General features: G+C 67.2%; 9 protein-coding genes. 8 read left to right on the top strand and 1 reads right to left on the bottom strand.

Annotation, left to right across the window (positions count from 1 at the left end; all coding sequences use genetic code 11):
• Positions 1 to 251: 251 nt before the first annotated feature.
• The 7 genes from E3T29_RS10580 to E3T29_RS10550 all read left to right on the top strand — a co-directional run bounded on the left by E3T29_RS10580 (position 252) and on the right by E3T29_RS10550 (position 12,417).
• Complete coding sequence (locus tag E3T29_RS10580) at positions 252 to 740, top strand: FHA domain-containing protein (protein WP_092341648.1); 489 nt, start codon at positions 252 to 254, stop codon at positions 738 to 740.
• A 3-nt stretch (positions 741 to 743) separates the two neighbouring features.
• The gene (locus tag E3T29_RS10575; RefSeq protein WP_134345369.1) at positions 744 to 1,607 is read left to right on the top strand and encodes a PP2C family serine/threonine-protein phosphatase; all 864 of its coding nucleotides are present in this window, start codon (positions 744 to 746) and stop codon (positions 1,605 to 1,607) included.
• Positions 1,594 to 2,226 (top strand): hypothetical protein, encoded by a 633-nt coding sequence (locus E3T29_RS10570; RefSeq protein ID WP_134345368.1) that lies wholly within the window; start codon positions 1,594 to 1,596, stop codon positions 2,224 to 2,226. Before E3T29_RS10575 ends, E3T29_RS10570 begins: the two co-directional genes overlap by 14 nt.
• A 76-nt stretch (positions 2,227 to 2,302) precedes the next feature.
• Positions 2,303 to 3,865: a hypothetical protein gene (locus tag E3T29_RS10565; RefSeq protein WP_134345367.1), complete on the top strand. Its 1,563-nt coding sequence runs from the start codon at positions 2,303 to 2,305 to the stop codon at positions 3,863 to 3,865.
• Between the two features lie 50 nt (positions 3,866 to 3,915).
• Positions 3,916 to 5,766: a hypothetical protein gene (locus tag E3T29_RS19895; protein WP_174776416.1), complete on the top strand. Its 1,851-nt coding sequence runs from the start codon at positions 3,916 to 3,918 to the stop codon at positions 5,764 to 5,766.
• Between the two features lie 54 nt (positions 5,767 to 5,820).
• Complete coding sequence (locus tag E3T29_RS10555) at positions 5,821 to 7,059, top strand: PASTA domain-containing protein (protein WP_134345366.1); 1,239 nt, start codon at positions 5,821 to 5,823, stop codon at positions 7,057 to 7,059.
• Positions 7,060 to 12,417, top strand: a complete 5,358-nt coding sequence (locus E3T29_RS10550; protein WP_134345365.1) for a VWA domain-containing protein — start codon at positions 7,060 to 7,062, stop codon at positions 12,415 to 12,417. It begins immediately after the preceding gene.
• Between the two features lie 58 nt (positions 12,418 to 12,475).
• Here the strand turns inward: E3T29_RS10550 and E3T29_RS10545 are convergent, their stop codons facing one another.
• Positions 12,476 to 14,041 carry an HNH endonuclease signature motif containing protein gene (locus tag E3T29_RS10545; protein WP_166792377.1) on the bottom strand — a complete coding sequence of 522 codons (1,566 nt, stop codon included), beginning with the start codon at positions 14,039 to 14,041 and terminating at the stop codon, positions 12,476 to 12,478.
• 375 nt (positions 14,042 to 14,416) lie between these two features.
• Between E3T29_RS10545 and E3T29_RS10540 the strand changes: the two genes are divergently transcribed.
• Positions 14,417 to 16,138, top strand: coding sequence for a GspE/PulE family protein (locus E3T29_RS10540; protein ID WP_134345396.1), 1,722 nt, complete (start codon positions 14,417 to 14,419; stop codon positions 16,136 to 16,138).
• Positions 16,139 to 16,222 lie beyond the last annotated feature (84 nt).

Below are 16,222 nucleotides of genomic sequence, written 5' to 3'. Positions count from 1 at the left end.
CACCCGCCCCGCCGGTATTGCCGGCCCCGCCGGCACCACCGGTAACTTCGGCACCGCCGGCACCGCCGGTAACTTCGGCACCGCCGGCACCGCCGGTAGCCTCTGCCCCGCCGGCGCCGCCGGTTGTTGCGGCACCGCCCGTTGCGGCCGCCGCACCGGCCAACCCGTGGGCTCCGCCGGCGCCGGTCGTTCAGGTGAGCGCCGCACCAGTCGCTGCTGCGGCTAGTGGGCCAAGGACCGCGGAACTCCCCATGGCCTTGCCCGGCGAGCTCGCCGCAGCCGCCGCCGAGATCGCCGCCGGGGTAGCCGTCGCAGCGGTCCCCGCCGCACTTCCCGCGCCAGTCGCCGCTGAAGTCGACGACGAAGCCGGCGACGACCTCGACGAAACGATGATCGTGGCGCGCCGCATGAAGCCGTGGACGCTCGAAACCGAGCACGGTCTCAAAGTGTCGCTCACCAAACCGGTCGTGCTGCTCGGGCGCAACCCCGCACGTGGCGGCGCACACACCGACGCACAGTTGGTTCCGCTGCACGACCCCGGCAAGACGGTGTCGAAGACGCACGCCCGCCTGGACTTTGTCGAAGGTGCCTGGGGTATCAGCGACCTGCACTCGACCAACGGCGTCGTGCTCATTGATGGGGGCGGACTGGAGAATGAACTCGATGCGGGTGCGAGCGCGCCCCTGACCGATCGGTTCCTGCTGGGGGAGCTCGCGGCGCGCATCTACCTGGAGGCCTGAGTCATGACGCACCTCGCCGAACAGCGAGCGACCAGTGCCGGGGTGTCGCTGCAGTGCGGCTCGCGCACCGATGTCGGCCGCAAACGGCACGAGAATGAAGACTCGCTGCTGGCGTCCCAACCGGTGTTCATCGTCGCAGACGGCATGGGCGGGCTGGAGGCCGGCCAGCGGGCCAGCTCCGCCGTGATCGCCGAGTTCCGGGGCTGCGTCGGCCGCACCGATGTTGCGGCCGGTGACGTGGTGGCCGCGGTCGAGCGCGCCCACACCAGCGTGCGCGCCGTGTCGGATTCGACCGGGCGCGGCGCGGGTAGTACTCTCACCGGCCTGGTGCTCATCGACCACGAAGATGCCCCACACTGGCTCATCGTGAACGTCGGCGACTCGCGCGTCTACCGCCTGCACGGCGGCGACTTTCAGCAGCTCACCGTCGACCATTCCCTCGCCCAGGAACTTATCGAGGAAGGGTCACTGCTCAAAGCGGATGTCGCCAGCTTCGCCCGCAAAAACGTCATCACCCGCGCGATGGGTGCCGACAACAGCAGCGCCGACTACTGGCTGCGACCGGTCGTGACCGGCGAACGACTGCTGGTGTGCTCCGATGGCCTCAGCGGCGAGCTCTCCGACGAAGCGATCAAGGCCGGTCTGACCCTCGGCGGCAGCACCCAGCAGACGGCCGACGCGCTGCTCGCCGGGGCCCTCGAGCACGGCGGCCGCGACAACGTTTCGGTGATCGTGATCGATGTCATCGCCGGCGGGGTCAGCTCCTGGCACGGCGTCGCGATCGGCGACGACCACTCCGACACCATCGATACCCGCACCGAAGACACCCGACCGGTGCAACGAGTGGCCCGCAATGCAGCCCGCTGACCCGAGCGCGCCACCCCCGGAACCGGTGGCAGACCTGCCCGACATCGACGACACCGACACCGATGACACCGACATCGACGACACCATTATCGTTTCGCGCACGATGGACGATCACACCCGCATCGTGCAACGCGGCAGTGATGAACACACCCGCCGTGTGCTGCGACGGGCCCGTACGAAGGCACCAGGTGCGGCCGACCCGACTGATGACCCGACTAATGGCCCGGACGACGAGGCCACCGTGCGTTCCTCCCGGGGCAGCACGGCGGCCGATACCCTCCTGAGCGGACGGCGAGCGGCCGCCCCCCTGCACGCTCCGGTCGTGGATTCCCTGCAACGGCGCTACCAGCCGCCGCAGGTGCAGAGCGGTGAGAGCGTGCGCTACGCGGCGCGGCCGACACCGGCCATCACTCCGCCAAAGAACCCGCTGCCCCTCGCCGACGTGCAGCCCGACCTGGTCCGTCTCCGTCTCGCCGACGCGGCCGCCGAGATTCGCGAGCGTACCGCGGTCACGAAGCGTCGCCGTCGCCGAGTGACCCTGACGTTGATCATCTCGATCACCGTTCTGGTCGTTCTCGCAGCCGCCGCGTACACGGTCTTCACCATTCTCACCTGGTAATGGCAAGCGCTACCCGCTACCGCCCCCTCACTTCGTACCCGTCCACCAGCACTGACCATCTAGGAGCATTCCTCTCGTGACAGATTCCACCTCCCCCCTCTATCGGGAAGCCGCCGACCCGGCGACCCCGCAGGCCAGGCTCGCCGAAATCGCTGCCGCCCACCACGAGCTGCACCCCGTCATCGCCGGAAATCCGTCGTGTTACCCGGCCCTGATTGAGTGGATGCTCCAGCTCGGCACGATCGCGCCCGTGATCGCTTCGCCCGCAGTCGCGCCCGCCGTTGTCGTGCCGGCTACCGAGCCGGCGGCATCCGCTTTGGTGAATCCCTATGCCCAGCCGGGTCAGGCTCAGGCTGGCCAGACCCAGCCGGGCCAAGCGCCCAAGCGCCCGCGCAAGAAACTGCTGATCTGGGGCTCAATCGGGGTCGTCGTGCTGTTGGTCGCCGGCGGCGGCATCTGGGCCTACGGGGCCATCTTCTCGAAGCTGGGCGGGGCATCCTCACCGACGGCTGCGGTCGAAAAGCTGCTCGAGGGCACCGCCGAGATGGACTTGATCAGCCTGTACGGCTCGCTGTCTCCCGCTGAGATCGAATCGTTCAAGGCTCCGATCGACCAGCTCGGCACCATCGCCATGGACGACGAGAACGGCGACCCGGTTGATATGCCGGAGCTCATCAACACCGTCGTCGACAGCCTCAACATCACCCTGACCGGGCTCGAACTCGAGTCTGAAGACATCGAAGAGGGCATCGCCGTCGTCACTATCACCGCGGGTGAGATGACCATGAACGGTGATGCTGAAACGATCACCGACGCCTACCTCGAGGTCGTCGCGCCGCAGCTGCGCCTGCAGCAGGAGTCGTGGGGCTACGACGACAGCGACACCGATTCCATGATCGCCGACCTGCGCGAGTCGTCGATCGACGAACTGAACGACATGCTGCCGTACACGCAGACCGCCGCCGACCTGGCCGACTCGCTCGGACACGACGCCAGCATCGTCACCGTTCGCGAGGGTGGCTCCTGGTACGTCAGCCCGCTGCTGACGACCGGCGAGAACATTCTGCAGAGCGGATCGAACGCCCGAGGCAGCCTGGTCGCCGAAGGCGACGTCGCTTCGTTCGACACCGCCGACGCCGCTGCCGAAGGATTCGCCGAAGCCGTGATCGCGTTCGGCGAGAACGGCGACTACGGCGACCTCGCCGCGGTGCTGCCCGAGGCCGAACGTCGCTTTCTCAGCCTCTACGGTGACGCCCTCATGCCCACCGACGGTGACGGCGACTACGACAACCTGCAGATCACCGATTTCGCTGTGACCCCGCAAATTGAGGGCAATACGGCGCGCCTCGACATCGACAGCATCGTGATCGAGGGCGACGGCTACAACTGGCCATACCGCACCGAATTCAACGGAGTCTGCGTCACCACCGATTCGGGCTACTCGTCGTTCGACGGATGCCTCGACGACGCGTCCTGGATGAAAGAACTCGGCGCCGACAGCTGGCGGGTTCTCTCCGTGCAGGAGAAAAGCGGATGGTTCGTCAGCCCCATGCGCACCGTGGCCGACGTGACCGGCATCGCCGTGGACAACCTGGTGCGACTCAGCCAAGACGGCAAACTCGACCGGCTCTACCAGTAACCCCCGCGCAGCACCGTGACACGAAACCAGAACGAAGACAGAGGACTCAGATGACCTTCGACCCGAACGCCCCCCAGCAGCAGCCGGCAGTTCCGCAGTATGCGGCGCCCGTCGCGCCGCCACAGTACGCGGCCCCGCAGCAGTACGCGGCCCCGCAGCAGTACGCCGCGCCCGAAGCTGCGCCACAGTACGCCCCAGCACCGACCCGACCGAACCCGTTCGCCGGCATCCCCGCCTCCGACTGGGTGCGCGACGGCGGAGCACTGCTGTTGCTCCTCATCTCCCTGGCCCTACCGTGGATGAACAGTCCCGACACCTACAACATGAGCGAAACGATCGGAGCGACCGGCCGCATCGAGGTCATCCTGATCACGCTGCTGTCGCTGTTCTCGCTCAGCCTCACCTACCTGCTGCGCGCCGGCGTCTTCGGGCCGGGCGTCGGGCTCGCCCAGATCTGGTTGATCCGACTGTTGGTCAACGTCCCATACGCGCTCCTCGTGCTGGGGTTCATGCTCGTTGACGCCTTCTCGAAGGATCAAACGACCGGGCTCGGCTACGCGGCTGCCTTCGGACTGGCCGGCGCCTTCCTCGCCGCCCAGCCCCGTTCCGCCGAACTGGTCGGCATCGTCGGCTACCACCCGATCGCTCGAATCTGGCACCGCATCGTGATTGGGTACGGCGCCGTGGTGGCATTGACCGTGCTGGGCGCGCTGGTTCTCGGACTGGTCGCGTCGACATCCGCTCAGGTCAACGCCGTGGTGCTGCTCACCGCGGTCGTGGCCGTGCTGGCCGGCGCCGCCGCCGTGCTGCTGCCGACCTATGGGATCATTCGCGGCAGCGCGATCTGGCTCACCGTCGGCCGCACGCTCGGCGGCATCGCCGTCGCCGTCATCACGATCGACGCATTCACCGATTTTGCTCTGTCCGTGGGCGGTATCGAGTCGCTCAGTTGGGGAGGCTACCCGCTCATTCTGCTCGCCGGGCTGCTCGGCCTGGCCTCGGCACCGGCGCTGCGTTTGGCGATGGTGCCGATCGAACCGATCGCCAAATGGTTCGGCGTGGCCTCGCTCACTCTCATTCTCATCATCAGCGCCGCGGGTCTAAGCCTGCTGCTGGTCATCGCCAACCTCATTGGGAGCGGTACCAATACCGGTTCCACCGGTCTGAACATCGGTGCCACGATCGTGCTCTCCATCATCATTGTGGTGGCCATCATCGCCCGCACAACGCTGCGGTCGAACCCGGCCGGCAGCCAGTGGCTCGTGCTCGGGCTGACCGGCGTCGTCACCGTGCTCGGTATCGTCTTCGTCGTGCTGCGCGCCCAGACCCTCAGCGACGAGAACGTCGGCGAGCTCTATTCCTGGATGTTCGATGGCGCGGCGTACAGCTCCTTCTCGCTGATCATCCTCACGACCGCGGCGACGCTGAGTCTCGCCCTCGCGTTCGGACTGCCAGCCCTGGTGTTCTACTCGCTCACCGCCCCGGCCGCCGTTCGCGGCTACTTCACCCAGTACGGACCGGTTCGGGCCCAGGCTCAGGCCACGTACACGGGCTATGCGCCGGTTCCGCCGGTTGCGCCCGTTTCGGCTGTTCCGCCGGTTCCGCCGACCGCGCAAGCGGATGCCGCGGCGCCGGTCGTGCAGGCACCCGCCGCTGTCGCAACCGTGACTCCGGCGGCCTTCGTTGCACCCGCAGCACCCGTCGCAGCTCCCAGCGCGGCCAGCCTCGCGGCCGGCGATCCGGCCACCTCGGCCGCCGAGCTCTATGACCTGGCGCAGAAGCACCCGGAGGTCTGGCCGCAACTAGCGGGCAACCCGAGTACCTACCCCGACCTGCTCACCTGGTTGGCGCAGTCGCCCGACCCGCTCGTGCAGCAGGCGCTGCGCGCCCGCGGCCTCTAGCCCCACCGAACACCTGCGACCGCACCCCACTCATCCCCAACCCGGAGCCAGCCCGTGAATCCCACGCTTATCGCCCTGCAGAACCTCGCAGCTGACCCTCAGAGCAGCCCGGAGCGGCTCGCCGAGCTCGCCCAGCAGCATCCGGAACTGCGGGAGATCATCGTGAACAACCCCGCGAGCTATCCCGGGCTTCTGCAGTGGATCGCCGATGTGACAGCGGCAGATCTGGCTGCAACAGATCTGGCTGCGCCCGACCCAACGAGTACCGATCCGGCTCCCGAGCCGGCCGCTCCAGAGACCAAAACGGTGCCCCCGGAACGCAAGGCCCGCTGGTGGATCGCCGTGGCTGCGGCATCCGTTCTGGCACTCATGCTCGCGAGCGGCGCCGGCGGAGTCTTCGCCGGTTGGGCCGTCGCCAACCGTCTGGTGGTCGCCGAGGTCTCCCGCACGAGCCCGGAGGTGATCACCGTAGCGCTGCCCGAATACCAACCGGGCGACGTGGCCATCATGCCCGATGTGCGCGGACTCGACACCGAGCGGGCCATGCAGGCCATCGTCGACGCGGGGGTGCCGGCCGAACTCATCGAGGTCGCCACCCGCCCGGCCGCTGGCGTGGTCGGCGTCATCGTGCAGCAGACGCCGGTCTTCGGCGCCGAAAACCCCACGAGCGTGACGATCCTGGAATCCACGCCCGCCATTGTGCCCGACTTTGCCGGCCGCCCAGCCGCCGAGATCATCGATGAGCTGCAGGGTATGGGCGCCCGGGTCGAGCAGACCCGCCAGTATGTTCCCGGCGCCGTCATCGGCACGGTCACCAGCATTGTTCCGGCGCCCGGATCGGCCCTGCCCGAATCGGTCGCCATCGTGATCGCCGACAGTGCGTCACGTGTTTCGCTCGACGACATCGATCCGACCAAGGGATCGACCAGCTTCGGCAGCACCCAGTCGGTCGGCGGCCAGGACTACGACGACGCGGTGACGGTGTCGGCCGGCCCAGACACCGAGACGGTCACCTGGACGCTCGGCGGCCACGTCGCCGAGGTTACCGGCTCGCTCGGCCTCGAAGACGACCAGTACAGTGACGAGTCCATCACCGTTGTGGTGCTCGCCGACGGTGCCGAAATCGCCCGCTACGCGCTCGCCGAGGGGCCTCCGGTGGCGTTCAGCTGGCTCGTCTCCGGCGTGACCACCCTGTCCGTGCAAGTCACGAGCGCCGAATCTGATTACGGTTCGTACCTCGTGCTCATCACCCCGGAAGTCCTCGGCAGCATCGACGAACTGGGAAAACTCTAAGTGAGCGCCTCGGGGGCCGCTCCTACGCCGCGTAGCCGCGCGGCACTCATCCTGATCGCCGCCGGACTCGTCGTCACCCTGGTGCTGGCGATCGGCGTGGTCTGGTTTCTCATGGACGGCCGAAACAGTGCCGCCGCCGGCACCCTTGATGGCCTCGACGACGCCGGCTCGGCCGGAAGCTGGCACGCCGTCGAACCGTTCGATGTCGGGTCAGAAGACCTGGTGGCGAATGCCGGGACCGAGTTTTCCATTGACCGAGCGGATGCCGCCCTCCCGAAAAATACCACCTCCGTTCTGCTCCAACTCGAGATCGTTCCCGGCACCGAACCCGGCGCCATCGTCATCGGCTCGCAGCCGACCGACACCCCCACCGTGAGCTTCAGCGCGAACGCGCCGGGCACGACCTCGCAGCTCGTACTGCTCGACGACACGGGCTCGTTCACCCTCACCGCCGACCAGGCCGTTGCCGTCACCCTCACCCTGTTCGCCTACCTGCAGGTGGCAGGCAAGGGCGAGCCGGCGGTTGCACCGGGCGGGAGTGCGGCCATCGAGCCTCGCCTCGTGATCGACACGAGCGCCGGTCTCGGCGGCACGCTCGCCGCCCTTGACACCCCGATCACGCTGAGCCCCCAAGGTCTCGGCGCGGTACCGACCGACGACGTGGCGGCCGTCTGGCTGCAGGTTGCCCTGCTCGGTTCCGATGCGCGGCTCAGCCTGCCCACTGCGGGCGCCGATGACGCCCCGGCGGTCCTGCACAGCCGCGGATCCTGGAGCAACGCCCTGATTCTCGTTCCGCTCGATGACCCCGGCCTGTTCCAGTGGAGTTTCAGCGGCACTGTCGACGCCGTGCGCGCCAGCGTCACCGGCTGGGTTGCCGGCCAGAGCCGCTCGCTCGACGCCGCCACGATCGTCGGCGGGCTCGTTCCGGTCGCCACCACCGCCCTCGACACTGCCTTCGAATCGAACGGCCTCGCGCCGACCCTGCCGAAGGGCATCGCCACGGCGTCAGTCGGCTCCGCCCTCTATAGCGTCGAGGTCACCAGCGCCACGCCCGGTAGCGTAAGCGCCGACGCCGGTGACAGCCTGGCCGACGACCGACGTGAGACGACCCTGCCGGTGCGCGGGGCGGCATCCACTCTGGTCATCGCCGGCCCCGGCGGCACTATCAGCCTGCCCGACGGCGCGATCGCCGACTCACTCACCCTGCTCGGCTACTTTCCCACCGCGCTGCCGGCCAACGACGACCCGCCCACGCTCACCATTACCGAACCGGCACAGGACGGCACGGTCAATCTCGGCGACGCCGGCGGAACCTTCGTCATTCACGGCACGATCGACCAAGCGGATGCCGGCGTGCAGCTCGTCGAGGTGCGCCTCGGTAATCGCTCCATCGGCAGTGCTCGCGTTGACTCCACCACGACTCCGCCGCGGTGGAGCATCGAGACCTCAGCGACCCCCGGCAGCCACGAGGTGAGCGCCACGGTAACGGACTGGGCCGGCCAGACCGGGCAGGACGAGGTCGCGTTCACCGTGGAGGTACCGGCTGCAACTGAGGCGGTCGCCAACAACCGCACCGTCGTGCTCGAGGAGGCGAGCCTGGACGTGGCGTCGAACCTGACCGCCTCGTCGATCTCGTTTGCCGGGCTGTCTCCGGCCGTCGTCGGCGAGTTCATCGTTGCCGGGGTGTCGGAGGCGACGCCGGACGGCATCATGCGCGAGGTCATCGCGGTGGAACTCATCGACGGGCTCGTGGTCGTGACGACTCGGCCGGCGGCATTCGGCGACATCGTGCTGCAGGTAAATCATCGGGTCGTCGAGCAGGCTCTGCTTCCCGACACGGCCCTCACGCCGCCGGCCACTGCCAGTGGTGCCGCGAGTAGTTCCACCGAAGGCAACCGCCCGGTCGTGCTGCCGGCGTCGTACAACGCCGCCGCCGCTGACCCGGCCGGCCTCCCCACGACGGACCTCGCGGAAACCAAGCGCATCGGTGTCGTCGACCTCAGCGCCACCGTCTCCGTCACGACCGAGCCCGAGGTCTCGGTGGAGTACGAGAGCAAGAGCAACGACCTCAAGATGAGCATCACCGCGTCCGCCGAGGGAGCCGATGCGAGCTTCTCGGCCGGCGACACCGAGCTGTCAGTGCCAGAGCCCGCCGCCAGCCCCAGCCCCACGCCGGCACCGGCGGCCAGCGCCGCACCGACTCCGAATAAACCCACGTTCAGCGGCGAAGCGAGCCTCGAATTGGGTGTCGCCTTCGAACTGGTCAGCTACGCCACCCTGACCATTGAGATCGCACCGTTCTGGGAGTGGACCCGCGACGTGCGCACAGTGCTCGCCGACTTCGAATCGAGCGTCAAGCAACAACAGACCCAGACGATCGAGGTGAGTTCCTACGGCGAAATTGCCGTCGCTTACGGCTCGGGCAAGAAGCAACGCCGAGTAGGCCAGGTCGGCACACCGCTGCAGGTGACCGCCGACGACCTTCCCCACGTTTCGCTGGGGCGCCTGCTCGGAGTGATTCCGACTCCGGTTCCCATCCCCTGGGTGCTCACCTTCGACCTGAGCGCTGAGTTTGACTGGTCCCTGTCGCTGACCGGCACCACGACCTTCACGGCCGTTGAACGCATCACCCGCGAATTCGGTGTGCGCCTCGAGAACGGCAAGCTGCGGTCGTTCAATGAGACCATCACCGAGACCGCCCCCACCGTGTGGAAGAGCGAACTCGAGGTCGCCCTCGGCGCGACTCTTGCACTGCGGGTCGACGCGATGATCTACGACATGGCCGGGGTTTACTTCGGTATCACCATCAAGCCGGCCCTCACCGTGGGCTCGGTGGCCGAGGGCGCCGTCGGCGAGACGCCGGCATCCGTTGTCTTCTCGAGCACTTTCGACATCGTCGTGGAGGGTGTCATCGGCGTGAAACTCGAGGTTTTGGACAAGAATCTGCTCAGTTGGGAGGCTGAGCCGCTGCAGTTGTACAAGAAGGTGTTCTGGGACGAAAAGTACACCCTCGATGAGCTCGCCTACGCTCTGACCGGGGATGAGGCCTTTGCCCCCGACACCGAGCCCGACACGGCCACCGGAACGGGTAATCGCCCCCTGCTCGTGGTCGTCGACCTCTCCGGCTCGATGTCCGGTGAACGCATCGAGAAGGCGCAGGACGCCCTCACCGAGCTGGTGATGAGCCAGCCGCTCGGTTCGGAAATGGGAATCTGGACCTACGGCGGCGGCTGCGATGCGCCGGGGGATTACGCCATCGAGGTCGCCCCGGTGATGGGCACCGGCGACCTCGTCTCCGAGATCGCCGGGTTTACCGCGTCCGGAGGCACGCCCACCGCCGAGGCGCTGCTCGCAGCGACCAAACAGCTGCAGGAAGACGGCCTCAGCGGGGCCACCGTGGCCCTGGTCTCCGACGGGGAAAGCGGATGTGGAAACCCCTGCGAGGCTGCGGCGCAGATTCGCGCTCAGGGTTTCGACCTGCAGGTGCAGACCGTGGGTTTCCAGACCTCCGACCTCGGCGAAACCGAGCTCAAGTGCATCGCCGAGGAGACCGACGGCACCTACACCTCGGTCGACGACGTCGATGCGCTCGCCGACAAGCTCGCCGAACTCGGTCGAGCCAGCATCGACCTCACGGTCGCGGCCGGCGACACCATTCTGGCCAACCAGCCCCAGAACGTTGACGTCACGGTGACGAACCCCTCGGGTCGAGACGCGGCCGACATCACCGTCGCGCTCACCTTTCCGAGCGGCGACCTGGTGCCGCTGGTCAGCCCGTCACCGCAACTTCTCTTCGGCAACCTGCCGCCCGGCGCCACCAGCACGCAGAGCGTGCAGCTCTACAGTGCAGTGCAAGACGCCGTCGGCAGCACCAACTATCGGTTGATTGCCTGGGGCCTCGAGGTCGACGCCGTCATCGTCGAGGGCAGCTATGAGACCCTGCTGGAGCGCACTGACCCGATCGAGCCGGGAGCGATTTTGGCGGATGCGGCGGCGAGCGACTATCCGGCAGCTCTGGTCGGCGACGGCCTGGCCTCCGGCGGCTCCGGCACGGACTGTGAGGCCGGTGAGAACAGCGGAGCCGTCGGGTACGCCGGCGCTCTCGCCGCATCGACCGACCCGGTCGTACTCGCCTGCGCCGCAACGTCGGGCAACAACCTGCTCGGCGCTGAGATGCCAGGTGGCGCAGACAACCAGCTCGAACGCCTCGCGGCCGAGCCCGCAGTGAGTGAGGTGGTCGTCTCGGTCGGCGCCGCCGACGTGGGGCTCGACTCCCTGCTCGCCCTGTGCGCGAGCTCCGGCTGCGCACTCGACGACCAGGCCGTTCGTACCGTGATCGGCAAGGTGCAGGAACTTGACCTCAGCCCGGTCTACCGCAGCATCTGGGCCACCGTGAACACCGAGCAAGCCCGTGAAGCTCGCGGCGGCACCCACGCACCGGTGATCGTGACGGCCTACCCGCAGCTGTTCTCGAGCGACCGCGGAATCGACTGCACCAAGGAATGGGGCCGCGCCGAAGCGCGGGTGGGACACACCGTCATCGCCTACCTGAACGCGTCCCTTGAAACGGCGGCCCTGCGGGCGGCCGCTGACGGCTACGAGGTGTACTACGCCGCCGGGCCCGAAGATGCCCTGCAGCCCAACCACACCCTGTGCGACGACGACAGCTTCGTCACGGTGACCGATGAGGGGCAGCTCGCACCGGGCGTCGACGGCTTCACCGCGATCGGCGACACCCTGCTGCTCTGGAGCCAGAACCGTGCGCGTGTCGAACCGTCGGCATCCGCGCTGGCCAGCGCCGAGCTCTACGCGGTGCCGGCACCCGGACTGCTCGAGAGCGTTGACCGTGCGGTCTCCGGCCTCGCCAACCCCACGAAGCTGGCCGAGCTGGGGGTGAGCGGCCCAGCCGTGCACGTGTCGCCCGGGCAACAGATGCGGGTGACCGGTTCCGGCTACCTGCCGGGCTCGCCGGTGGTCGTGACCCTGAGCGGTGACCCGAGCATTCTCGGTACCGCCACAGCGGATGCCGCCGGCCACGCCGAACTCACCGCCATCGTTCCGCAGCACACGGCTCTGGGTACAGCGACCCTGACCATGAACGGTGCGGCTGAGGCCGGAGTAGAACTGGAGCTGGTTCGCGAGCTGCGGATCGGCGCCCTGGTGCCGGTCTGGATCGTGGCCACGGTGTTCGGCGGTCTGATGATGCTGCTGGCCGCGATCGGACTCGCGCTGTTCGCCCGGCGTCTGTTCGGTCAACGCCTGTTCGGTCAACGCCTGGCCGGCGGAGCTTCGCGTCGCAGCGCCAAGAGACTCATTGGGCACCCGCGGAATCTCGCGCGCGGAGATGTCGACGCCTGAAAGCACGGCCCTTTCAGGATGTGCAACCGAAACACTCTGGTGGACAGCGCGGTAAGGCTTAGGTGCGCCAGGGTGGTTCGGGGCTGGTGGTGTTGGCGCGGTGGCTGTGGGCGGGGCGCCAGGTTTGGGTGGGGTCCCAGAGTAGGGGGCCGCGTATTTGGGGTCTGCTGTTGATCATGCGGATTTTCCATCCGCTGGTGTCGATGGTGTGGTGGTGGAACCAGCAGAGGAGGACGCCGTTGTTGATGTCGGTGCGGCCGTGTTGTTGCCAGGGGATGACGTGGTGGGTTTCGGTCCAGCGGGCGGGGATGGTGCAGCCGGGGATGATGCAGCCTCCGTCGCGGGCGGTGATGGCGGCGCGTTGTTTGGGGGTGAAGCAGCGGACTGTGTCGCCGAGGTAGAGCACGTCGCCGGTGTCGCCGACGATGACTTTCTGGGCGCCGCCGGAGCAGATGGTCTCTTTTACCCGGCGCAGGTTGATGGGCGCTTCGACGCCGTCGATCCAGCCGACGCCGCGGCCTGCGTTGAGGTCGGTGGCGTTGACGTGGATCATGACGGTGGGGGCGGCGCCGCCCATGGTGGGGGTTTTGGGGTCGCGCGCGGCGGCTTGGAAGACGTCGCGGAGGATGTCGGCGCGTTTCTCGCCTGCGGTGCGGCGGTCCCCGTCGAAGCGGGTGTCGCCGTTGAACGGGTCGGAACTGAACGGGTCGGCGCTGAACCGCTCGCTCTCCGTGTCGCTGTCATCGAGGCCGTCCAGCTCGGCGTTGCTGGCGCCGTCGGTACTGCCGTCGAGGGTCTCGGTGGGCACGAACATGGGGGTGCGTGAGCGGGCGGATAGGTAGGTGTCGAAGAGGGTGTCCATGATGCCGCGCAGTTCCGGGGTGACCTCGGCCCGCAGCGGGTAGAGCCCGTTGCGCAGCAGCCCGAACGTCAGCGTGCTTTTCGCCTCGGTCACGTCCCAACTGGGGGCGGTGCCGTCGGGGTCGAGGCGGGCCTGCCATTCCATCGCCTGCGCCCGCAGTACGTCGGGCGCGAAGCGGATGCCCGCCCCGGGGAGCCCGGCGGTTTCCGGGGTGATGGCTCCGGTGGCGGTGGCGACGAGGGCGCGCTCAACCCGGTCGAGGTCATCCGGTAGGACCTTTCCCTGTAACGCGGTGAGGGTGCTGGCGATGATCTCGGCCGATTCCACCCCGAGTTCCCCGCTGGTCAGGCCGTCGGCGATGACCGGGTACCGCGCCGGGACGGGCAGGCCCAGCGGGGTACGTTCCACCGCGGTCTCACCGAGTTTCAGGCGACGTTTGGCTTCGCGGCCCGAGATGCCGGCGAGTTGGGTGATGAATTCCACCCGGTTGCGGCATCCGTTTCGGTACGCCAGCGAGCCACTGCCCAGGTCGATCTCGGCGCGCACACCGATGTCGGTGGTGGCGCGTAGCCTGGTCCCATCGACCTTGCGGCCGAGCCCCTCCAACGCCGCGAGAACCGCAACAGCTTCAGCATCGTCGAGGTGACCGAACCGCACATCGTCAAACGCTGCCGCCAGAATGGCACCGGCCTGAGCCACCGCCTCAACGCGAGAACCCTGCGGCATCGAGCCGGCTGCGGCGGGCGGGGCGGTGAGGGTCATGGCGTCAGTGCCTCCTTCACCCACAATTATAGACCAAATCATCCCCAAAAGCGAGCAAATCTCAGTAATATATAGATGAGACTTCAAAAGTTTCTTCTGAAAACCAAGTGCGGGAAACGGTCACTTCGGCCCTCCTGTAATGGCCGTTCACCCGCTTTCGTGGGGCGTAACCCGGCCGCAGTAGAGGCATGATCATCAATTATGGGCGAAGTTTCCCCCTGAACTGGGGTCGACAAAAGCACGGGCACCATCGGCGGGAACTGGTTCAGCCTTTATTCGCCGCGATAACGTAAAGAGTCAGTCTCGTGCCGTGACTGCAGTGTGCTTTCACACGAGCGCATTGAGATGACTGAGAACCGGGGGAGCAGCGCAGACGTGACCAGCCTGACCGAAATTCTGATCGTGCACGGACTGCTGCCGGTGGAGGGACTTGACACCGTTCGGTTGAGTGATCGCGCCGATGAAGCCGCCGTGCGCAACTTGGTGGAGGCCGGCACCATCACCGAGCTGCAGTTCGCCAGGGCACGCGCCGAGCAGAAAAACCTGCCCTTCGTCGAGCTGCTGGACTATCCGGTTGACCGGCTCGCCGTGGCCAAAGTGCCGGCCGCCGTCTGCCGCCGGGCCAATGTTTTGCCGATCGCCTTTGAAGACGGTCGCCTCGTGGTGGCCATGGTCAACCCCGGCGATGTGTTCGCCGTCGACGACGTGCGCGAGGCAGCGCGCATGCGGGTCAGCCCGGTTGTCGTCGAGCTGTCCGACCTGCAGGCGGCCATCGCCCGCTATCACCGCGCCGACAACGAATTGATCGACCTCAGCACCACTCTCACCGCCGACAGCGAAGAACCCGAGGAGCTTGCCGGTCCCAACGAAACGGATGACGCCGCTCCGATCGTGCGCTTCGTCAACCTGTTGGTCAGCCAGGCCATTCAAGACAAAGCCTCTGACATCCACATCGAACCCGGTGAGAACGATGTGCGCGTGCGCTACCGCATAGACGGGGTGCTGCACGAGATGCAGCGAGCTCCGTCGACCATCGCCGGTGGCGTCATCTCGCGCATCAAGATCATGAGCGACCTCGACATCGCTGAGCGTCGCAAACCGCAGGACGGCCGCATGTCGGTGCACCACAACGGGCGCACGGTCGACCTGCGCGTAGCCGTTCTGCCTACGGTGTGGGGAGAGAAGGTCGTGCTGCGAATTCTCGACAACGCCACCTCGTCGATGAGCATGGACGGCCTCAATCTGCTCACCGACAACTTCAACGAGTACGAGATGGCGTACACCAAGCCATACGGCATGATCCTGGTCACCGGCCCGACTGGGTCGGGCAAGTCGACCACGCTCTACACAACCCTGCACGCTATCAACCGCCCGGAGATCAACGTGATCACGGTGGAAGACCCGGTGGAATACCGCATGCAAGGGGTCAACCAGGTGCAGGTGAATCGCAAGGCGGGCCTCACCTTCGCCGTTGCGCTGCGTTCCATTCTGCGCGCCGACCCCGACGTCGTGCTGCTCGGTGAGATTCGAGACCAGGAGACCGCGAAGATCGCCATCGAGGCCTCGCTCACCGGTCACCTCGTACTGTCAACCCTGCACACCAACGACGCGCCGAGCGCTATGACCCGACTGATCGAAATGGGCATCGAGCCCTTTCTCGTGGGGTCGGCCCTGGACTGCGTTGTGGCCCAGCGACTGGCCCGGCGTCTGTGCGACCGCTGCAAGGTCCCCGACGATCGCACCGACCTGGCCTATCTGGGTTTTGTGGTCAACCCAACGGTGGGCTACGTCTCAAACCGGTCCACGATCCTGCCGGAGATCGGCCCGGCCATCGACCCCACCACGACGGGCACGATCATCTACAAACCCGCCGGGTGTTCGAGTTGCTCGCAGACCGGCTACCGTGGACGACTCGGCATTCACGAGGTCATGACGGTGTCCGAAGAGATCGAGCGGCTGACCGTGGCCCACGCCTCGAGCGCGCAGATCGGAGCCGCCGCCCGCAAGCAGGGAATGATCACCATGCGTGAAGACGGCTGGGCCAAGGTCGCACTCGGGCTGACCTCGATCGACGAGGTGCTCCGTGTCGTCTCCTAAATTCCAGGATGCCCCGCTTCGTCACCGACGGACCGCGCAGGTCCCGCAGTGAGATCGCCCGACTTCGGTTATGCCGTCCAGGAA

This window comes from Cryobacterium sp. TMT1-66-1, assembly GCF_004403435.1.
In the GTDB taxonomy this organism is placed as follows: domain Bacteria; phylum Actinomycetota; class Actinomycetes; order Actinomycetales; family Microbacteriaceae; genus Cryobacterium; species Cryobacterium flavum.
This window is presented reverse-complemented; position numbering and strand designations above follow the sequence as displayed.

What these genes read in the sequence shown, in the direction of transcription:
- E3T29_RS10580 (WP_092341648.1), top strand. Translation starts at nt 252, where the DNA reads ATGGCCTTGCCCGGCGAGCTCGCCGCAGCCGCCGCCGAGATCGCCGCC.
- E3T29_RS10575 (WP_134345369.1), top strand. Translation starts at nt 744, where the DNA reads ATGACGCACCTCGCCGAACAGCGAGCGACCAGTGCCGGGGTGTCGCTG.
- E3T29_RS10570 (WP_134345368.1), top strand. Translation starts at nt 1,594, where the DNA reads ATGCAGCCCGCTGACCCGAGCGCGCCACCCCCGGAACCGGTGGCAGAC.
- E3T29_RS19895 (WP_174776416.1), top strand. Translation starts at nt 3,916, where the DNA reads ATGACCTTCGACCCGAACGCCCCCCAGCAGCAGCCGGCAGTTCCGCAG.
- E3T29_RS10545 (WP_166792377.1), bottom strand. Translation starts at nt 14,041, where the DNA reads ATGACCCTCACCGCCCCGCCCGCCGCAGCCGGCTCGATGCCGCAGGGT.